Source organism: Cryptosporangium aurantiacum (genome assembly GCF_900143005.1).
In the GTDB taxonomy this organism is placed as follows: Bacteria; Actinomycetota; Actinomycetes; order Mycobacteriales; family Cryptosporangiaceae; genus Cryptosporangium; species Cryptosporangium aurantiacum.
The window spans coordinates 441315-460131 of the sequence record NZ_FRCS01000003.1 but is presented as its reverse complement, the minus strand read 5'-3'; the positions used below and the strand labels follow the sequence as shown (position 1 = coordinate 460131).

The window sequence follows — 18817 nt, the reverse complement described above, 5'->3', positions numbered from 1 at the left end:
AGTGTCAGAAACAACGGTCGGGGGTTAGAACTCGACGGCGATCGGACCGCCGTCGTGATCGTCGGCCGGGACGGCCTGGCAGGTGAGGATGTAGCCCTCGGCCACGTCGTCCTCGCCGAGTACCTCGTTGCGGAGCATCGTGACCTTGCCCTTGAGCAACGTCGCCTGGCACGAACCGCACTCGCCGTCGCGGCAGGAGTAGGGCACGTCGAGTCCCTGGCCGAGCAGGATGTCGATCATCGGGGAACCGGGTGGCCAGGTGAGGGCGTGGGTGGCCGCGCCGATCTCCACCTCGAGTGCGACGCCCACCACCGGCCCCGCCGCGGAATCCGGCGCGGGTGCGGTGGCCGCCGAGACGGGGGCGGCTGTTGTCGGAACCGTCGTCGGGGCCGGGAGCTCGAACGGGTTGCCGGAGAGCGACTTGTAGGCCTCCGTGCGAATGCGTGCCTTCGGCACGCCGGCGTCCTGGAGTGCCTCCGTGACCGCTGCCATGAACGGCTGCGGCCCGCAGACGAAGCTCTCGCGGTCGGCGTACGGCGCCACCAGCGTCCGCAGCTGCGCCCGGGCCGGGAGGCCCTGCACCGACTCCAGCCAGTGGACCACGGCCAGCCGATCGGGGTGACGCGTCGCCAGTGCCGCCAGTTGCTCCCGGAAGATGACGGCGTCGGCGCTCCGGTTGGCGTAGACCAGCAGAATCTGCCCGGAGCCGCGAGCCAGCGCCGACTTGAGGATCGAGAGGATCGGCGTGATGCCGCTGCCGCCGGCGAAGAGCAGGAAGTCGGCGTCGAGGTTCTTCGGCGTGAACGCCCCGCTCGGGGGTAGCACCTCGATCTCGAGGTCCTGGGTGGCGTTGTCGCACAACCAGTTCGAGCCGTACCCATCGGTGGTGCGCTTGACGGTGACGGTCAGCTCGGTGCTCGGATCGTGGTCCGGCGAGCTGGCCAAAGAGTAGCAGCGAGCCACCGAGCCGGTCCGGTCGCTGGGGATGCGAAGCGTCAGAAACTGGCCCGGCCGGTAGGTGAACCTGTCGCGGTCGGCGTCTGGGACGGCGAACACGACGGAGGCTGCGTCCGCGGTTTCCTGAATGGTGCGGACGACGCGCAGCCTGCGTGTGCGCCCATTGCGTGCCGACTCGGTCATCTCTGGCGTCCACTCCGCTCGGGGTAACCAGTGGTCGCGCCGCGAACGTCGCGCGGGCATCGAATCGACTCAAGTGTACAGGCTGTCAGAAAGCTCAGCTAGAGCGCAGCGATGCCCAACGCTGATGCTCCGAGCAGACCCCGTTCGATCACCGCGGCCATCACCTCCACGATCTGGGCGTCCGGCCGGTCGGCCGCCCGTTCCGCGATCGCCTCGGGCATCCGTTCCAGCAGCGCGCCCAGCACGGCGGCGGCGATCGGGGGTTCGATCGGATACGGGCGATCGGCGCGGGCGAACACGGCCAGGGCCGCGTCGCGCAGCTCGGCGGCCACCTCGCCGACGGCGTCGAGCAGACGCGGGTCGCGCGAGGTGCCTTCGAGCCAGGCGCGGAGCACTCCGACGTAGCGCGCGCGGAACGCGAGGTAGTCGGTCAGCCAGTCCCGCAACGGCCGCCGGTCGGGGTCAGCTGGATCCAGTGCGGCGAACGACGCCGCGAGCGGGCCCATCGCGGCGCCGCACTCGAGGGTCAGTTGCAGCAGCAGGTCGAGCTTCTCGTCGAAGTACTTGTAGAAGGTCCCCCGGGCGTGGCCACTCGCGGCGGCGATGTCGTCGACAGCGGTCGCGTGGTACCCCCGTTCGGCGAACAGGACAGCGCCTGCGTCGATCAGTCGGCGCGCGGTCCGGGCGGCGCGGGGACGGAGGTCGCTGGTGCGGTCGACGATCCGCGGAGTGTCGGGGTGCGGGGTGGTGCGGCCCGGCGGGGGCGCCGGGTGTGGTTCCACCAAGGGAAACGCGCTCGGCCGGACGGGGAAGACGTCCGGTGGGGTCTCGGGGAAGAGGACGAGTTGGACGGTCACGGCCAGCCCGTCGAGGAGGGTGTCCGGTCCGGGCGTCGAAATCAGGCCGAGGTGCCGGAAGTAGTTGAACCGGTGCATGATGCTGGTCAGCGCGATCGCGGCGTCCGTGGGTGCCAGCCCGTGGAGTTCGCACGTCTCCAGCCGCCGGGCGATACGCGCGTCGTACGCCTGGGAGAAGCCAAGGACCAGCGGCCGAATCGTTTGTCCGGTCGATTCGATGCCGGCCCACTGCGCGAACATGGTGGCGTACTTGTCGTGGACGTACGTCCACTCGCCGAGCCACCAGTGCAGGTTGTCGAAACCGAGGCGGGTGGGTCCCAGCGGGCCGATCCGGCGGACGACCCGCATCAGCGCGGACCCGCACTCGTCGAGTAGCTCGACGAAGATCTCTTCTTTGCTGGCGAAGTACTGGTAGAGCGTCGCTCTCGACGTCCCGGCCGCCTTCGCGATGCCCTCCACCGACGTCCCGTGGAAACCCTGCGTCTCGAACAGCGTCAGGGTTTCGGCCACGATGCGTCGGCGGGTGCGGGCGCCGCGTTCGCCGACGATCGGGCTCGTCGGGCCGTAACCGTCGCGGCGGACGCCCTCCTTGCCTGGAGACCCCGTCATGGCGCACCCTTCCGCCGGTCGATCGGTGCATGCATCAGCGTCAGAAAAGCTCGACTCCGGTCTCGGATGTGTGGCGATGATCGTAGGACGAGCCGCACTGTTCTGGTGGAGAGACCGTGACGCAGATGTCAGAATTCTGCCGACGAGAGGAGTCGGTGATGAAGGTAGTAGTCGATCGTGGCCGCTGCACGGGGCTAGGGATCTGTGCGTCGGTCGTCCCGGACGTGTTCGAGGTCGGCGCGGACGGTGATCTCGTCACGCTCCTGTCGGCGGTGCCGGACGAGCGCGGCGGGGAGCTCCAGCAGGCGGTCGTGTGCTGCCCGAACGAGGCGCTCCGGCTGGAGCCCTGACGACATCGCCCCGCCGTCCGGGTCGACGGCGGGGCGATGGGCTGACGGGGCGGTGAGGTCGTTAGCGTCCGGTCCAGACCGGTGGACGCTTCTCGGTGAACGCGAGCGCGCCTTCCTTCGCGTCCGCGGAGGAGAACACCGGCTCCATGAGGAGGGCCTGGCGGCGCCACTGGTCGTCGGAGGTCCAGTCCGGCGACTGGACGATGATCTGCTTCGTCACCGCCACGGCGAGCGGGCCGTTCGCCGCGATCCGGGCGGCGAGTGCCTTGGCGCCGTCCAGCGCGCCCCCGGCCGGGGTGAGTGTGTTGACCAGGCCGAGCCGGTGGGCGTCGACGGCGGTGAGGGGGTCGCCGGTGAGTGCCAGTTCCAGCGCGATCGCCTCCGGGACGCGGCGGGGGAGACGGATCAGCCCGCCGGCCCCGGCCACGAGCCCCCGCTTGACCTCGGGGATGCCGAATTTCGCCTGGTCGGAGGCGACGATGAGGTCGCAGGACAGCGCGATCTCGCAGCCGCCGGCTAGTGCCCAGCCCTCGACCGCGGCGATCAGCGGCTTGCGCGGCGGCGCTTCGGTGAGGCCCGCCAACCCCTTGCCGGGAACCGTGACGTCCTCACCGGCGAGGAATGCCTTGAGGTCCATGCCGGAGCAGAACGTGCCCCCGGCACCGGTGATGACGCCCACCGTGAGGTCGTCGCGGGCGTCCAGTTCGTCGAGGGCATCGGCTATCGCGCGGGAGACGGCCTGGTTCACCGCGTTGCGAGCCTGCGGGCGGTTGATCGTGATCACCGCTACCCCGTCGGCGTGCTCCACCTGTACTTCGTCGCTCACCATCTCACCTTTCGCCGGTGCCCAGCGCGCCGACCAGGAGACGCGCCAGCATCGCCACGTTAGGTGAATCTGACGTCTGCGTCTACCTTCTTGCGACTGCAACTAGGGTTCTCGGCGTACCTATCTGACGGCGAGTGTTCTATTCTCGCGGGAGTTCTGTCGCACGAGGAGCGCTCATGACCGCAGTGGATACCGGCGTGCTGCTGATCCGGCTGGTGGTCGGTACGACCATGCTCATGCATGCGTGGAACCACTGGTTCGGCGGCGGCCGGATCGCCGGGACCGCCGGCTGGTTCGAGAGCCTCGGACTGCGTCCGGGCCGGGTGCACGCGTGGGCCAGCGTCGCTGCCGAGATCGCGGCGGGTCTCGGACTGATCCTCGGATTGCTGACCTCCCTCGCGTGTGCGGCGGCGATCGGGCCGATGGTCGTCGCCGGGATCGCGGCCCACCGCCGGAACGGGTTCTTCGTGTTCCGAGACGGCTGGGAGTACGTCCTGGTGCTCGCGGTGGTTTCCGCCGCGGTGGCACTGATCGGTCCTGGACAGGCCTCTGCTGACGACGTTCTCGACATCGTGATCCGTGGACCACTGGGGTTCGCGATCGCGACGGTCGGGGGCGTCGGCGGCGCGGCGCTTCTGCTGGCCGTGGCCTGGCGGCCCGCGTCGGGTTCCGCCGCGTGAGGGCGGCTGGCTCGAGCTGGACGACCACCGTCACATGAATGCTCTGTCCGCCGGGCGGCCGATCCGTGCGAAGACGCTCCGTCGTCGATGGCGCAGCAGTGTTGCCCAGGTGACGCCGGCGAGGAATACCAGAAGCAGCAGTATCGGCGTGAGGTAGCCGAGAGGCGAATCGTAGGTACGCCCAGCCGGATGTCGAACCGAACGAGGGCCAACAGCACCAGGATCGTGAGTGTCAGGGCGGCGAAGATCGCGCCGACCATCGGGCCTTCCCACCCGACGAAGCCACTCTCCTCGGAATCGGTACGGAGGAAAATACGACGATCGCCACCGATCCGAGGACGAGCGAGAAGCAAATGCCCATGCTCCCGACGTTCGACAGCCAGTTGAATGCTGTGCGGTCCGTGCTCGGCAGCCCGCTGAGTCCCAGCGTCAGGATCAGCGCGAGTGTCACCCCGGTCTGGACAGCTGAACCCGTGCTGGGTGCTCCGGTGCGTCGATGGGACCGCGAGGAAACCGTCCGGTGCGGGCTCCTGCACCGGCTGTGCCGCGGGAAAGTCGAGGGTGACCCGGCCGTCCTCAGCGGCGCGGGCGATGAGGACGCCACTCCGGGTATCGAACCGGATCGTGCCGGGTGTCCCCAGATCGGCGTAGAGCGCTGCGCGGCGGCCAGCGTCGCGTGTCCGCACAGGTTGACCTCCACCGCAGGGGTGAACCAGCGCAGCGCCCAGCGCTCCTCACCGCCACCGAGTGGGCGCGCGAACGCGGTCTCCGACAGGTTCAACTCCGCCGCGACCTCCTGCATCCACAGCTCGCTGGGCCAGTCGCCGGATCCGAGGAGGCATACGCCGGCCGGATTGCCGGCGAAGGGCCGGTCGGTGAAGGCGTCGATGATCCGGATCCGCACGAGCGGGACCGTAGGTGGCTGGCCGACACCGGTCGACGGCCAATTTCGACGTTGTGGTTCCCACCTCGGAACTACTGGCGCGGCTCCCGGTGAGATCCGGTGCTCGATGCGGGGCCGGTGCGGAGCGTCGCGGTACTGCCGCGGGGGACGAGGAGGGTCGCGGTGTCCTGCTCGCTCACGGTGGCGCCGGTCGTGACCAGTTCGAGCAGATGGCGGGCGGCCTTGGCGCCGTACGCTGCGACGTTCCGGGACAGAGCGGTCAGCGGCGGGTGGCCGATGCGGCAGAGCATCGAGTCGTCCCACGCGACGATCGAGAGATCGGACGTTCATCCTCCGGCAGGTGCGCCGGTGCGTTGACGCCGGTGCGCTGCGCGGTGACGAGGTCGATCTGGCGCAGGTGCTGGTCGCGCTGGTGCACGGGCTCGCCACCGCGGAGATGACGGGGCGTCTCGGGCGCGATGAGACTGCCCTTCGCCGACGATGGGACCTGGCGGTGCGGGCGCTGATCGACGGTCTGGGCACCGGTGCGTCGGGGTGACCCGGGCTCCCCGTCGTCCGTGGAGCCCGGGCCTGACTACACGGCGGCTGCGGCCGCGGCGGCCGCCGCCGTGTCGTCGAGGAGTTCCGGGTCGTGCATCGGGTCAGGGGCCTTCCGGGCGTGACGCCAGTGCCCGAGAGCGAGTAGTGCCAGACCACCGAGCGCCCAGAGCGCCATCGTGAGCACGTCGCCGCCGAGGCCGTGGCCGTCGAAGTAGACGATGCGCCGGAGTCCGTCCAGGCCGGAGGCGGTGGGCAGAACGTTGTGGACGACACCGTAGAACGGCGAGGTCAGATCGAGCGGGACGACCAGGCCGGAGGCGGGCACGCCCAGCAGGATCAGGACGAGAATCGACACCAGGACCATCGCGGGCCCGATCACGCGCATGCCGCCCACGGTCAGGAGACCGCTCACCAGCGCGAGTCCGAACAGCATCAGTGCCGCGGGACCGGCTTGCCCGTCGAAGGCGTCGAACAGGGCCCAGCCGTAGAGCGTTTCGACGCCGGCGGCCACCGCACTCATCACCACGACCGTGGCGATCTTTCCGCCGGTGCCCAGGCCCGGTACGCCGATCGAGACGACGATCGCGGTGATGAAGCCGGCCAGGATCGCGCCGATGCCGACGTAGAGCAGGCTCGTACCCAGCGGGTCGGTGTCCGGCAGCGAGACGACGTCATGCGTGGTCACCGCGGTTCCGGAGGCCTCGGCGACGGTCGTGAACACCGTGGTGACGGTGGCGGAGGCCTGGGTGCCACCGGCCGAGGCGACGTAAAGGTCACCGGTCATCGGGTCGTAGGCGCCGCGCAGGTCCAGGTCCGCGATCTTGCGCTGTGCCTCCGCGGCGGTGTCTACCCGGCTGACGTCCAGCGCGTCGCCGGCTTGTGCCTCGATGGCCTCGATCACCGAGTCCACCGGTGTTCCGGTCCCGATGACGGCGACCTTCAGGTGGTACGGCGTGGGGGAGTGCAGCGCGCCGAGGAACGAGAGCGGTAGCACGATCAGGAAGAACAACGGCATGACCAGGACGCCGGCAGTCGTTCGTCGCTGCCGGAGCTTCGCCGCGGCCGGGTCGCTCGGTGCCGAATCGGCGTCGAGGACGCCGGCGAACGGGTTCGCCGCTCCGTCGGGCTTGGGGGCCTTGAGCGTGCTCAACGCGAGCAAACCGAAGCCGATCAGCGCCCACATCGCCAGCGTGACGACGTCCCGGCCGATCCCGGCGCCGTCGAAGTACAGGACACGGCGCAGGCCGTCGAGAGCCGCCGGTGTGGACAGCAGTGGATGCAACCAGTCGAAGAACGCCGGGAGCATGTCCTGCGGGACCGCGGCGCCCGAGGCGGGCACGCCGAGGATGACCGTGAAGAACACCGTCACCATCACCATGGCCGGCCCGATCAGGCGGAGCCCGCCGGCATGGAAGACGCCGGTGACGAAGGCGACGGCCGCGAGAAACGCGCCGGTGCCGAGGATCGCCCCGTTGAATACGCCGTAGACGCAGTATGCCGTGAACATCGGAATGACCGCCGCCGCGACGGCGGCCCCGGCGAGGTACCCGAGCTCACGGCGGATCGAGAGGCCCGGGAGTGCCACGTTCAGCACGGTCGCGGTAAGGAAACCGGCGACGACCGCGGCCAGCCCCAGGAAGATCAGGCTGACGCCGAGCCGGTCACTGGCCGGCAGCGGCACGACGTCGCTGACCGTGAGGGTCCGGTCGGACTGTGCGGCCACCGTCGTGAAGAGCTGTTCGGCGGTGTTCGCCGCGGCCGCGCTGCCGGCTCCGGCGACGTACACGGTGGCGGTGGACGGATCGTAGGCGGCGCGGATCTCCAGGTGCCGCAGCGCGGCCCGGGCTTCCGCCACCGTGGCTACCGTCTCGACGTCGAACGAATCCCGGGCCTGCGCGGTCAGGGCGCTCGTGAGGGTCTCGACCTGGGTTCCGCTGCCGATCACCGCCACCCGCATGTCGTGCGGGGCGGGCTGGTGCAGCGCGCCGAGGTAGACCGCCGGAAGCGCGACGAGAAAGAACAACGGCAGGATGAGGACGCCGACGAGCGCCTTCCACCGGGCAGGTCGGTCGCCCCCGGAAGAGGCTTCGGGAGCGGCCGCCGACCCGGAGGCGGTCGGCGGCGAGGCAAGAACGGACACGTCAGGGCTCCTTATTTACGGATGTCGTCTAAGCTACACCTGTCGTCTAACGGAGCTGTAACGAGAAAGGAAATCCCATCGCCGGCAACCGGAACGACCTGGTCGCCTCGTCGGAGCGCATCGACCCGCGGGTGTCTCGTACACGGGAGTTGCTGCGCGACGCCGTGCGCCGCTTGCTGCGCGAACGCGAGCCCGGTGCCGTCTCGATCACCGACATCACCACTGCGGCCAAGATCAGCCGGCCGACGTTCTACCTGCACTACAGCAGTCCCGACGATCTGATCGCCGACACCGTCCGAGAGGACTTGTACGCGCTGCTCGGCGCCGCACCCCCGTCCGCCCGGCTGGACGACGGGTTGCCTCCGGTGATGCTGGCACTGCTGAACGAGGTCAACCGGCTCCGTTGGCTCTACGGCCGGCTGGTCGGGCAGGCGAGCACCTTCGGGCGCAGTCGCGGGGAATTCGTCGGCTACCTCGCCGAACGCTTCGAAGAACTGATCAGCGCGCGGGCGCCTGACCTGTCGGAAGAGCGGCGCGGCGACGCTGCCCGGTTCCTCGCAGGCGGCACGATGAGCCTGCTCTCGGCCTGGCTGTCCAGCCCGGATGTCGCCGACTCGGCCGAGATCGCGGCGTTCGCGGAGCGGGTGTGGCAGCTCATCCGCGCGGTCGTCGCGACGCTCTAGCCGGTGATGTCACGGCCAGCCGGCGTTCGATGACCCACTGGAGTACCTCGTTGGCGCCTTCGAAGATCTCCAGGATCTTGGCGTCCCGATAGAGCTCCTCCAGGCGGAACGTCTCCCACGCCGGACGACGCCTGGCAGCTGCACCGGTGGAGGCTGCCGCGCTGATCAGGAGCCGTAGGCGCGCAGCAGCAGGTCGACAGCGGGGCCGACCTCGGATCCCGAGTTCGCCTTGGCTCGGGGCCGGTCGCCCGGCGCCATGCCGAGCGCGTGCATGAACACGCCGCCGAACAGTGATTCGACTACCGGCGCGATCGGGGTATCGGCGACCAGGTCGCCGCGGTCGATCGCTCGCTGGACCATCCGTCCGGCCGGCTCGCGATGCATCCGGACGATCCGCTCGTAGAGCTGTTGATGGAAGCCGGTCGGGTCGCTCGTGCTGATGATCGCGTCGACGGTGATGCGCAGCGTTGCCCAGCCGTCCGGGTTCAAGAAGTGCTCCAGCAGCAGGGTCGCCAGGGCCTCGGCGTCCGCGCGAAAGGAGCCGGTGTCGGGCGGGATGATCGGTGCGGTCTGCATCTCGATCGCATCGAGCAACAGCTGCTCCTTGGTGGGCCAGCGCCGGTACAGCGTGGATTTGCCCACGCCGGCGCGGCGCGCGACGCCGTCCATCGTGAAGGCGGCCCAGCCGGTGTGGGCGTACTCCTCCAGCGCGGCCGAGAGGACTCGGCCGTCGAGTGCCGGGTCGCGCGGTCGTCCGCGGCCGGTCGGGACGTGCGCGGTCGGCATGAGTGCTCCTCGGGGTCTCCCTGCATTCTGCCGGGCGAGTGTCCGGCTCGACGGAGCGCCCGGGTCGAAGTAACTAAGTAAACTTTTTAACCGAGGAGACTTGAGGACAATCTTCGTCCCGAATACGGTGTGCTGTGCCGCTCGTCGTCAGTCCGGAGGTCGTCCCATGACCACTGTCTCGTTCGACCATCATTCGCCCGAGTACGCGCACGGCTGGCGCGAGATCAACGCCGACCTGCGCGGACGCTGCCCGGTCGCCCGTACTGACGCGCACGGCGGCTTCTGGGTGATCAGCAAGTACGACGACGTCGCCGCGGTGGCTCGCGACGACGCGACTTTCTCGTCCTATCAGGAGCTCCCGGACGGCTCGCGGACCGGCGCGACGATCCCGGTCGCTCCGCTCCGCCAGGTTCCGATCGAGATGGACCCACCGGAGTTCTTCGCGTACCGCAAGCTGCTCAACCCGTCGTTCTCCCCGGCGTCGGTCAAGGCTTGGGAACCGTTCGTTCGTGACGTCACGACGTTCTGCCTCGACCGGGTCATCGCGGCCGGTACGACCGACCTCATCCGGGACATCGCCTCGCCGGTACCGGCGATCCTCACGCTGCGAGTGCTGGGATTACCGACCGAGGACTGGCAGGTGTTCTCCGACACCACCCACGATCTGGTGCACACCGTTCCGGGGACGCCGGAGAACGACACGGCCCTGGCAGGCATGTTCGCGTTGATCGGTCAGATCACCCAGACCATCGTCGAGCGACGGGCCGCCCCCGCCGACGACCTGATCTCCCACCTCGTCCGGAGCGAGATCGACGGGCGACCGCTCACCGACGAACGCCTGATGGAGGTCATCACACTGGTGATCCTGGGCGGGGTCGACACCACCGGATCGTTGATCGGCAACGCTCTGCACTGGTTACAACACCATCCTGAACAGCGAGAACGGCTCCGCGTCGACCCGTCGCTCCTCCCCGCCGCGACCGAGGAATTCCTCCGCTTCTTCTCGCCCGTACCGGGCCTCGCCCGGACGGCCACGACCGACTGCGTGATCGGCGGCCAAACGATCGCCGCCGGCGACCGGCTCTTCCTCTCGTGGTCGTCGGCCAACCACGACGAGGACGCTTTCGACGCCCCGGGCGAGGTTCGGCTCGACCGCACCCCGAACCGGCACCAATCGTTCGGGCTCGGCATCCACCGCTGTCTGGGCTCTAACGTCGCCCGGCTGGAGTTCCGGGTCGTCCTGGAGGAGGTCCTCCGCCGACTGCCCGACTACGTCATCGACGTCGAGGCGGCGACTCCGTACAGCTCGATCGGGGTCGTCAACGGATGGGTTTCGCTCCCGGCCACGTTCACCCCCGCCGCGCCACAGGGCTCCGATTTTTCCTCCGAGAGGACCAGTGATCACCGATGACCACGTCCATCGACCGCACCCCACCCGCCGTCACCCTCCGCATCGGAGGGGAGAAGCTCACCAGCGGTTCCGGCGGCACGCACGGGCACGTCAACCCGGCAACCGGCCAGGTGGACGCCGACATCCCGCTGGCCGGTGCGAGTGAGGTTGACCAGGCGGTGCAAACCGCACACGCGGCGTTCGACGGCTGGCGGAAGACGCCGCCGGCCGAGCGCCGGCGTCTCCTGATGCGGTTGGCCGACCTGTTGGACGAGAACGCGGCCGAGTTCGCGCGCCGGGGCACGCTCGACAACGGCACGCCGATCTCGGTGTCCGGAGGCTTCGTGCCGCTGTCCGCGGAGTGGACGCGGTACTACGCCGGCTGGGCCGACAAGACCTCCGGTGACCTCACCGCGTCCTTCGGCAACGGCGGCGAACTCGGTTACACGTTGCCGCAGCCCTACGGCGTCATCGGCATCATCATCACCTGGAACGGTCCGCTGATCTCGCTGGCGATGAAGGTTCCGGCGGCGCTCGCCGCCGGGAACACCGTCGTCGTCAAGCCTTCGGAGCTCACGCCGTTCAGCGGAGAGTTGTTCGCTGATCTGGTCGAGCAGGCGGGCTTCCCGGCCGGGGTGGTCAACCTCCTACCCGGGGCGCCCGAGGCCGGTGCCGCGCTCGTCGAGCACCCGCTCGTGCAGAAAGTGACGTTCACCGGTGGTCCGGCGACCGCCCGCAAGATCCTGCACGCGTGCGCGGAGCAGATGAAGCCGGTGGTGCTCGAACTGGGCGGCAAATCGGCGAACCTGGTCTTCGAGGACGCCGATCTCACCGCGGCCTGCCAGCACGCGACGTTCATGTCGCTGGGAACGCTCTCCGGCCAGGGCTGCGCACTGCCGACCCGGATGCTCGTCGCCCGGGCGGTTTACGACCAGGTCGTGGCCACGGTCGCGGAGGTCGCCAAGAACATTCCGATCGGGGACCCGTTCGACCCCACGATCATCTCCGGTCCGGTGGTGAACGAGGCCGCGCTGGAGCGGATTCTCGGGATGATCGAGCGCGCGAAGCTCGACGGCGCCCGGCTGGTCACCGGTGGTGCCCGGTTGGAGGGCCCGCTGGCGGACGGCTACTACCTCGAGCCGACCGTGTTCGCCGACGTCGACCCGCAGTCGGAACTGGCGCAGACCGAGGTCTTCGGCCCGGTGCTGGCGATCACCCCGTTCGACACCGAGGAGGAGGCGGTCGCGATCGCCAACGCGACGCCGTACGGGCTGTCCGCCTACGTGCAGACCAACGACCTCAAGCGCGCGCACCGGCTCGCGGAGGAGCTGGAGGCCGGCGAGGTTCTCGTCAACGGCGCCGCCAACCTCGCGGTTCACCGCCCGTTCGGCGGCGTCGGCATCAGCGGCGTCGGTAAGGAAGGCGGCCGTGCCGGCATCGAGGAGTTCCTCCGTACCAAGGCCGTCGGAATCGCTTGATCACGAAGGAGAGTTCCATGGGTTCACTCGAGGGCAAGGTCGCCTTCATCTCCGGCGCTGCGCGCGGCCAAGGCCGGTCGCACGCACTGCGGCTGGCCCGTGAAGGCGCCGACATCATCGCGGTCGACATCTGCCGCGACATCGACACGATGGTCTACCCGAACGCGTCGCCCGCCGACCTGCAGGAGACCGTGAAACTGGTCGAGGCACTCGACCGCCGCATCATCGCCACCGAAACCGACATCCGCGACGCCGCCGCGGTGACCACCGCGATCGACGCCGGCGTCGCCCAGTTCGGCCGCCTGGACATCGTGCTGTCCAACGCCGGCATCGTCCGGCTCTTCGGCGACGAGGGCGCCGACCCGGCCCAGATCTGGAAAGACACCCTGGAGGTCAACCTCACCGGCGGCTTCCACGTCGTCCACGCCGCGATCCCACACCTGATCGCCGGCGGACGCGGCGGCGTCATCGTCTTCACCGGATCCACCGCCGCCACCCGCCCGTCCCCGGCCGACACCAGCGGCGCGCTGGCCTACACCGCGTCCAAGTTCGGGCTGCTGGGAATCACCAAACAACTCGCCGCTTCCCTCGCCCAGCACTCCATCCGAGTCAACATCGTCCACCCCACCGGCGTCGCTTCCGGAATGACGATGAACGAAGCGATGGCCACCATGATGGCCGAAGCAGCCGCCGGTGGAGAAAACACCATCAGCGCCATGCAGAACGCGCTGCCCGTCGACATCCTTCAGCCAGAGGACATCTCCGACGCGATCGCCTTCCTGGTCTCCGACCAGGCGAAGTACATCACCGGCGTCTCGTTGCCGGTCGACGCGGGCTTCACCGTCCGCTGACGGCAGGCACCCACCCACCGGCCGCTCTCCGGCCGGTGGGTGATACTTCGTGGCGGTGGGTCGGCCGATCGCGGAGGAGAACGCACACGTGACGGGCAGGCTGCCCCGGGGGTCCTTGGACCGCGACCTGATTCTCGCCGCGGCGGAGCGGTTGGCGGCGGAGGCAGGGCTGGGCGAGGTGACCATCCGGCGGGTAGCCGCGGCGCTCGGCGTACAGCACCCGGCGGTGCACTACCACTTCGCCCGGCGCGACGATCTGGTCGACGCGTTGCTGGCGCGGGCCGTGGAGCGGTTCAACGAGGCGTTGCCGGTCGTCGAATCCGACGACTGGGAAGACCACCTGCGCCACTACTGGGAAGGCTTCCGGGCGGTCCTCCGCGCGGACCCGGCCCTGTTCGAGCTGGTCGTCGGCCAGTGGGCGCGGATGGGGCGATCCCAGCAGGCGCTGGACTCCAGCTACTTGCGGATCGACGCGCAACTCGGGGTCCTGCTCCGGGCCGGCTTCTCCCCGGAACAGGCCGGATACGCCTACCACTTGCTGTCGACCTACACCCGCGGCTGCCTGGTCAGCGAGTACCAATTCGCCGGGTCGCTCGGGGCGACCGCGCCGGGCGAGCCGCTCGAGGCGTCCGCGAAGACCCTTCCCGGCGACCTCGGGCAGTACCCGAATCTGAGCAAGGTCGTGGCCCACAGCTGGTCGTACACCTTCGCCACCGACGCCGACTACACCAACGGGCTGGCGATCATCGTCCAAGGCCTGCGCGCCTGGCTGGAGCCGACGCCTCTCTAGACATACTGACCTTCGGTCAGTAGTGTCCTCGCGTATGCGTTACTGACCAAAAGTCAGTAACGCTCGAACGGTGTCGCCAGGAGGCAAGAAATGGGTACGTTCGAGTTCACCGACGATCACGACGCCCTCCGCGACGTGGTGCGCGGATTCGCCGCCGAGGTGTTTTCCGAGTCGGAAGTACGGCGGTTGCTCGCCGCCGACTCTCCGCTGGAACGGCCCGTCTGGGAACGTATGGCCAGGCAGCTCGGGCTCCAGGGCCTGATCGTCCCGGAGGAGCACGGCGGTGCCGGAGCGGGCGCGGTCGAACTGGCGATCGTGCTCGAGGAGTTCGGCCGCCGGCTGGTGCCCGCGCCGTTCCTCTCCACCGCGCTGGCGACCCTCGCTCTGCTCGACGGCGACCCGTCGGTCACGGGAGAGTATCTCTCGCGCATCGCTGACGGACAGGCGGTCGCGGCCGTCGGACTGGCCGAGGATGACGGCCGCTGGGACGCCACCGGGGTCCGGTGCGTGGCCGAGCAGACGGCCGGCGAGTGGCGCCTCACCGGCGCCAAGTCCTATGTCGCCGACGGCGCCATCGCCGATCTGTTCGTGGTGGCCGCACGCGGCCCGGCAGGCGTCGGGCTGTTCCTGGTCGACGGCGACGCCGCGGGCCTGACCCGCGCGGACCTCGAGGTCTTCGATCGCACTCGCCGGCTGGCGCGCATCGAGTTGGGGGCCGTATCCGCGATTCCCCTGACCACCCGGAGCGATGCGGGGGAGGCCTTCGAGCGGTTCCTGGACTCCGCTCGTGCGGCGGTCGCCGCGGAACAGGTCGGCGGCGCGAGTTTCGCTCTCGACATGGCCGTGGGCTACGCCAAGGAGCGAGTGCAGTTCGGCCGCGCGATCGGGAGCTTCCAGGCGATCAAGCACATGTGTGCCGACGCCTACGTCGACGTTGAATCGGCCCGGTCGGCTGCCTACTACGCCGCCTGGGCGATCGCGGACGGCAATCCCGAGGCCGCCACCGTCGCGCCGCTGGCCAAGGCCTTTTGCTCCGACACCTTCTTCGAGACCGCGGCCACCAACATGCAGGTGGCCGGCGGCATCTCGTTCACCGACGAGTACCCGGCCCACCTCTACTTCCGGCGGGCGAAGTCCGGTGCGCAGCTCTGGGGCAGCCCGCGCACCCAGCGCGACCTGCTCGCGTCCCGCATAGGTCTGTGACCGTCACCCCCCAATCGCGTCGAGGAGGACCGATGAGCAGCATTCAGCCCGAGGACGAGGTCCGTACGCAGATCCGTGCGTGGCTGGCCGAACACCCGCGGCCGGAAGGCGGGAGCGACGAGTGGCGGGCCGCGCTGATCGACTCCGGGTGGGCCGCACCCACCTGGCCGGTCGAGTGGTACGGACGCGGCCTGCCGCGGGAGATGCGGGCGGTCGTCCGGGAGGAGTTCGCTCGCGCCGGGGTCAAAGCACCGGCGCTGGACATCACCCAGTTGTTCGCGAACACCGTCTTGGTACACGGCACCGACGAGCAGAAGCGGGCATTCGTGCGCCCACTGGCGCTCGGCGAGTTCCAGGGATGCCTGCTTTACAGCGAGCCGGGCGCGGGCTCCGACCTGGCCGCCTTACAGACCCGAGCCGTAGCGGACGGCGGCCGGTGGATCGTCAACGGCCAGAAAGTCTGGACCTCCGGGGCCAGGAACGCCACCCACGGCCTGCTGATCGCCCGCACCGACTGGGACGTGCCCAAGCACCGCGGCCTGACGTTCTTCCTGATCCCGATGGATCAGCCCGGCATCGACATCCGCCCCATCCACCAGGTCACCGGGGGATCGGAGTTCAACGAGGTCTTCCTCACCGACGCGGTCGTGTCCGACGCCAACCGGCTCGGGGACGTCAACAACGGATGGCGCGTGCTGCAGACCGCACTCGGCTTCGAGCGCCTGATCATGGGCGGCGCGTCCGGCGAGGCTCCCAAGGGATTCAAGCCGAAGGACGGCGTCGACCCGGTGCTTGCGGCCCGGCAGTCACCGTGGACCCGGCAGACCGGCGGCGCGGACTACGTCGAGCTGGCCAAGAAGGTCGGCAAGGCCGACGACCCGGTGACCCGGCAGGAAATCGCCCGTCTATACACCTTGGAGAAGGTCAACGCCTGGAATTCGCTGCGGGCGCGCGCGAACGCAGGCGGAAGCTCGCCGCTGGCGTCGATCGGCAAGCTGGCGATGTCGCGGATCCAGCACACCGGCGTCCGGGTCACGACGAACCTGATCGAGAGCGAGTCCGTTCTCGACGGGGACACCTCTCCGGTGGCCGGTGAGATCAACCGGTCGTCGTTCGCCGCGTTCGTCACCTCCATCGGCGGCGGTACCGACCAGATCCAGCGCAACATCATCGGGGAGCGGGTGCTCGGGCTCCCCAAGGAACCCGAGGTCGACAAGAACGTGCCGTTCCGCGAGGTCCGGAAGGCGCAGGGCACCCGGAGCTTCAGTTGAGCGGCGACCTGGATCTGCCCCTGGACGGTGTGCGGGTCGTCGACCTCACCATCGGGCCGCTCGCGGCGATCGGGCGGCACCTGGTCGAGTGGGGTGCCGAGGTGATTCGCGTCGAGAAGCCCGGAGGCGCGGACGACCGCCGCTCCGGACGATCGATCGAGGGTGTCTCGCTGGACTTCGTCGCGGCGAACCTCGGCAAAAAGGCGATCGAACTCGATCTCGGCGGCGACGCCGGCGACTGGGATGCGTTCGAGGAGCTGCTAGCCGGCACGGACATCCTGCTGGAAAGCTCCGCCCCGCTCGACGTCGACGCGCTCCACCGGCGCCATCCCGGTCTGGTCATCCTCTCCGTCAGCCCGTTCGGGCGTAGTGGCTCCTATTCGAACTGGCAGGCGACCGGCCCGGTGTTCCACGCGCTCTCCGGTGAGCTGTCCCGCTCGGGGATCCCCGGTCGGCCTCCGCTGCTGCCCCCCGGCAATCTGCCGTACGACTGCGCGGTGCCCCAAGCGGTGTACGTGACGCTGCTCGCGTACCTGGAGCGGCTGCGCACCGGCGTCGGCGATCATCTCGACTTCGCCGTACTCGACGGCGCGGTCCACGCGTTGGATCCCGGCTACGGCATCGCAGGCAGCGCCACTGCGGGCGTGCCGGCGAGCAAGCTGCCACGCGGCCGCCCCGATGCCCGGCACCAGTACCCGATCATCCCGTGCGCAGACGGCTTCGTGCGGCTGTGCATCCTGTCTCCTCGGCAGTGGCGCGGGATGTTCGCTTGGATGGGCAGCCCGGAGGAGTTCGCCGACCCTTCCTTCGATCGGCTCGACATCCGGTTCAAGTCCCCGACGCTGATTCCGGCGATCACCCGCTTCTTCGCCGATCAGAAGCGCGCCGACCTGGAAGAGGCCGGGCAGCGGCACGGCGTCCCCACCACCGCCGTGCTCGACTTGCGCGAAGCCCTCGAATCCGAGCAGATCCAGGCTCGCCGTGCCTTCACGACCGTGGACCTCGCGCCGGGAATCGCGGCCCCGTTCCCGGACGGTGTCCTCGAGTTCGACGGATACCGGGCCGGAATCCGGGGTCCGGCGCCCTTACCCGATCACCGGCTGCCCGGATCCAGGCCGCCGGTTCCGGCCGACGATCCGTCGGGTGATCCGTCCGGCCGGCCCTTGGCCGGCCTGCGGGTTCTCGACCTCGGCGTCATCGTCGTCGGCGCGGAGCAGAGCAGGCTCCTGGCCGACCAGGGCGCCGACGTCATCAAGGTCGAGAACGACGCGTTCCGCGACGGGAGCAGGCAGACGCGGGACGGCAGCGTGATGTCCGTGACGTTCGCCGCCGGGCACCGCAACAAGAGGAGCCTCGGCCTCGATCTGCGGTCGGAGGCGGGCCGGGAGTTGTTCCTGCGCCTGGCGGCCGAGACCGACGTGGTCCTGACGAACTTCCGGCCGGGCACACTGGAATCCCTGGGTCTCGGTTACGACGTGCTGAAGGCCGCGAATCCCGGCGTCATCGTCGTCGACAGCTCGGCCTTCGGTTCGACCGGCCCGGCGAGCCGTCGCCTCGGATACGGACCGCTGGTCCGCGCCTCGGCCGGCCTGACCCGCCAATGGCGGTACCCCGACGACGAGGCGGGCTACTCCGACGCGATCACCGTCTACCCCGACCACGTCGCCGCCCGGATCGGCGTCGCGGGCGTGCTCGCACTGCTCGTCCGGCGCCGCCGCACCGGCGCCGGAGGCACGATCAGCATCAGCCAGACCGAAGTGATGCTCGGCCACATGGCGTCGAAGATCGCCGAGGACAGCCTCACGCGCGCCGGCCATGTCCTCGACGGTCCGGAGACGCCGGACGCGCCGTGGGGAGTCTTCCCGGCCGCGGGCGACGACGAATGGTGCGTGGTCACTGTCCGCAGCGACGGCGACCGGCGCGCCCTGTGCCGTGTGATCGGGCACGACGATTCCGCGGCGGACCAGGGCCTCGTCGCCGCTCTCACCGAGTGGCTCGCCGCCCGCACTGCCGCCGACGCGATGGAGACGCTGCAGAACGCCGGCGTTCCGGCCGCCGCGATGTTGCGGGTCTCCGAGCTGCCTTCGTTCCCGTACTACATCGAACGGAACTTCTTCCGGACGACCGGCCACCCGGCCGTCCGCCAGCCGTTCCACCTCGAGAACGCGCCCGTACGGTCGGAGCGTCTTCCCGACCCGGACGAACGGCCCGCGCCGCTGCTGGGCGAGCACACCAGGCAGATCGCGGCCGAACGTCTCGGCCTCACCGACGCCGAGATCGACACCTTACTGACCGCCGGCGTCCTGCAGGCGTGAGGAG

General features: G+C 69.6%; 18 protein-coding genes and 1 pseudogene. 11 read left to right on the top strand and 8 right to left on the bottom strand.

Annotation, left to right across the window (positions count from 1 at the left end):
* Positions 1 to 24: 24 nt before the first annotated feature.
* Together BUB75_RS13025 and BUB75_RS13020 are read right to left on the bottom strand one after the other, a co-directional pair.
* Positions 25 to 1140, bottom strand: coding sequence for a ferredoxin--NADP reductase (locus BUB75_RS13025; RefSeq protein WP_073256435.1), 1116 nt, complete (start codon positions 1138 to 1140; stop codon positions 25 to 27).
* 98 nt (positions 1141 to 1238) lie between these two features.
* On the bottom strand, positions 1239 to 2606 hold the full coding sequence (locus BUB75_RS13020) for a TetR/AcrR family transcriptional regulator (protein ID WP_073256432.1): 1368 nt from the start codon (positions 2604 to 2606) through the stop codon (positions 1239 to 1241).
* Positions 2607 to 2764: 158 nt separating this feature from the next.
* Here BUB75_RS13020 and BUB75_RS13015 point away from each other — a divergent pair, with 158 nt between their 5' ends.
* The gene (locus tag BUB75_RS13015; RefSeq protein WP_073256429.1) at positions 2765 to 2956 is read left to right on the top strand and encodes a ferredoxin; all 192 of its coding nucleotides are present in this window, start codon (positions 2765 to 2767) and stop codon (positions 2954 to 2956) included.
* 61 nt (positions 2957 to 3017) lie between these two features.
* On the opposite strand, the gene BUB75_RS13010 is transcribed toward BUB75_RS13015, so the two are convergent.
* Positions 3018 to 3785, bottom strand: coding sequence for a crotonase/enoyl-CoA hydratase family protein (locus BUB75_RS13010; protein WP_178379853.1), 768 nt, complete (start codon positions 3783 to 3785; stop codon positions 3018 to 3020).
* 173 nt (positions 3786 to 3958) lie between these two features.
* Between BUB75_RS13010 and BUB75_RS13005 the strand changes: the two genes are divergently transcribed.
* A complete protein-coding gene (locus tag BUB75_RS13005) occupies positions 3959 to 4462 on the top strand; it encodes a DoxX family protein (RefSeq protein ID WP_073256426.1) in 504 nt (167 codons plus the stop codon).
* A 232-nt stretch (positions 4463 to 4694) separates the two neighbouring features.
* On the opposite strand, the gene BUB75_RS48810 is transcribed toward BUB75_RS13005, so the two are convergent.
* Positions 4695 to 5366: a PhzF family phenazine biosynthesis protein gene (locus BUB75_RS48810; protein ID WP_073256423.1), complete on the bottom strand. Its 672-nt coding sequence runs from the start codon at positions 5364 to 5366 to the stop codon at positions 4695 to 4697.
* A gap of 71 nt (positions 5367 to 5437) precedes the next feature.
* Positions 5438 to 5677, bottom strand: a complete 240-nt coding sequence (locus BUB75_RS12995) for a substrate-binding domain-containing protein (protein ID WP_281248320.1) — start codon at positions 5675 to 5677, stop codon at positions 5438 to 5440.
* Here BUB75_RS12995 and BUB75_RS12990 point away from each other — a divergent pair.
* Positions 5602 to 5904: a TetR-like C-terminal domain-containing protein gene (locus BUB75_RS12990; RefSeq protein WP_342761133.1), complete on the top strand. Its 303-nt coding sequence runs from the start codon at positions 5602 to 5604 to the stop codon at positions 5902 to 5904. The two genes, BUB75_RS12995 and BUB75_RS12990, sit on opposite strands and share 76 nt — an antisense overlap.
* 36 nt (positions 5905 to 5940) lie before the next feature.
* On the opposite strand, the gene BUB75_RS12985 is transcribed toward BUB75_RS12990, so the two are convergent.
* Entirely contained in the window at positions 5941 to 8046 is a 2106-nt protein-coding gene (locus BUB75_RS12985) for an ABC-2 transporter permease (protein ID WP_073256414.1), read from the bottom strand.
* A 131-nt stretch (positions 8047 to 8177) separates the two neighbouring features.
* Between BUB75_RS12985 and BUB75_RS12980 the strand changes: the two genes are divergently transcribed.
* The gene (locus BUB75_RS12980; protein ID WP_178379852.1) at positions 8178 to 8729 is read left to right on the top strand and encodes a TetR/AcrR family transcriptional regulator; all 552 of its coding nucleotides are present in this window, start codon (positions 8178 to 8180) and stop codon (positions 8727 to 8729) included.
* On the opposite strand, the pseudogene BUB75_RS48805 reads toward BUB75_RS12980, so the two are convergent.
* Together BUB75_RS48805 and BUB75_RS12975 are read right to left on the bottom strand one after the other, a co-directional pair.
* A pseudogene (locus BUB75_RS48805) lies at positions 8701 to 8844 on the bottom strand (acyl-CoA dehydrogenase family protein); the annotation flags it as partial. The gene BUB75_RS12980 and the pseudogene BUB75_RS48805 overlap by 29 nt on opposite strands.
* A 50-nt stretch (positions 8845 to 8894) precedes the next feature.
* On the bottom strand, positions 8895 to 9515 hold the full coding sequence (locus tag BUB75_RS12975; protein WP_073256408.1) for a TetR/AcrR family transcriptional regulator: 621 nt from the start codon (positions 9513 to 9515) through the stop codon (positions 8895 to 8897).
* 166 nt (positions 9516 to 9681) lie between these two features.
* Between BUB75_RS12975 and BUB75_RS12970 the strand changes: the two genes are divergently transcribed.
* The 7 genes from BUB75_RS12970 (at position 9682) to BUB75_RS12940 (ending at position 18813) form a co-directional block, all read left to right on the top strand.
* Positions 9682 to 10926, top strand: coding sequence for a cytochrome P450 (locus tag BUB75_RS12970; RefSeq protein WP_073256405.1), 1245 nt, complete (start codon positions 9682 to 9684; stop codon positions 10924 to 10926).
* Entirely contained in the window at positions 10923 to 12383 is a 1461-nt protein-coding gene (locus tag BUB75_RS12965) for an aldehyde dehydrogenase family protein (protein WP_073256402.1), read from the top strand. Before BUB75_RS12970 ends, BUB75_RS12965 begins: the two co-directional genes overlap by 4 nt.
* A gap of 17 nt (positions 12384 to 12400) precedes the next feature.
* Positions 12401 to 13234 carry a mycofactocin-coupled SDR family oxidoreductase gene (locus BUB75_RS12960; RefSeq protein WP_073256399.1) on the top strand — a complete coding sequence of 278 codons (834 nt, stop codon included), beginning with the start codon at positions 12401 to 12403 and terminating at the stop codon, positions 13232 to 13234.
* 88 nt (positions 13235 to 13322) lie between these two features.
* Positions 13323 to 14024, top strand: a complete 702-nt coding sequence (locus BUB75_RS12955) for a TetR/AcrR family transcriptional regulator (RefSeq protein WP_143175169.1) — start codon at positions 13323 to 13325, stop codon at positions 14022 to 14024.
* A 90-nt stretch (positions 14025 to 14114) separates the two neighbouring features.
* Complete coding sequence (locus tag BUB75_RS12950) at positions 14115 to 15227, top strand: acyl-CoA dehydrogenase family protein (RefSeq protein WP_073256395.1); 1113 nt, start codon at positions 14115 to 14117, stop codon at positions 15225 to 15227.
* Positions 15228 to 15259: 32 nt separating this feature from the next.
* The gene (locus BUB75_RS12945) at positions 15260 to 16498 is read left to right on the top strand and encodes an acyl-CoA dehydrogenase family protein (RefSeq protein WP_073256393.1); all 1239 of its coding nucleotides are present in this window, start codon (positions 15260 to 15262) and stop codon (positions 16496 to 16498) included.
* Positions 16495 to 18813, top strand: coding sequence for a CaiB/BaiF CoA-transferase family protein (locus BUB75_RS12940; RefSeq protein WP_073256390.1), 2319 nt, complete (start codon positions 16495 to 16497; stop codon positions 18811 to 18813). Before BUB75_RS12945 ends, BUB75_RS12940 begins: the two co-directional genes overlap by 4 nt.
* Positions 18814 to 18817 lie beyond the last annotated feature (4 nt).

What these genes read in the sequence shown, in the direction of transcription:
- BUB75_RS12965 (WP_073256402.1), top strand. Translation starts at nt 10,923, where the DNA reads ATGACCACGTCCATCGACCGCACCCCACCCGCCGTCACCCTCCGCATC.
- BUB75_RS13010 (WP_178379853.1), bottom strand. Translation starts at nt 3,785, where the DNA reads ATGGTGAGCGACGAAGTACAGGTGGAGCACGCCGACGGGGTAGCGGTG.
- BUB75_RS13015 (WP_073256429.1), top strand. Translation starts at nt 2,765, where the DNA reads ATGAAGGTAGTAGTCGATCGTGGCCGCTGCACGGGGCTAGGGATCTGT.
- BUB75_RS12950 (WP_073256395.1), top strand. Translation starts at nt 14,115, where the DNA reads ATGGGTACGTTCGAGTTCACCGACGATCACGACGCCCTCCGCGACGTG.
- BUB75_RS12960 (WP_073256399.1), top strand. Translation starts at nt 12,401, where the DNA reads ATGGGTTCACTCGAGGGCAAGGTCGCCTTCATCTCCGGCGCTGCGCGC.
- BUB75_RS12945 (WP_073256393.1), top strand. Translation starts at nt 15,260, where the DNA reads ATGAGCAGCATTCAGCCCGAGGACGAGGTCCGTACGCAGATCCGTGCG.
- BUB75_RS13020 (WP_073256432.1), bottom strand. Translation starts at nt 2,606, where the DNA reads ATGACGGGGTCTCCAGGCAAGGAGGGCGTCCGCCGCGACGGTTACGGC.
- BUB75_RS13005 (WP_073256426.1), top strand. Translation starts at nt 3,959, where the DNA reads ATGACCGCAGTGGATACCGGCGTGCTGCTGATCCGGCTGGTGGTCGGT.
- BUB75_RS12970 (WP_073256405.1), top strand. Translation starts at nt 9,682, where the DNA reads ATGACCACTGTCTCGTTCGACCATCATTCGCCCGAGTACGCGCACGGC.
- BUB75_RS12975 (WP_073256408.1), bottom strand. Translation starts at nt 9,515, where the DNA reads ATGCCGACCGCGCACGTCCCGACCGGCCGCGGACGACCGCGCGACCCG.
- BUB75_RS13025 (WP_073256435.1), bottom strand. Translation starts at nt 1,140, where the DNA reads ATGACCGAGTCGGCACGCAATGGGCGCACACGCAGGCTGCGCGTCGTC.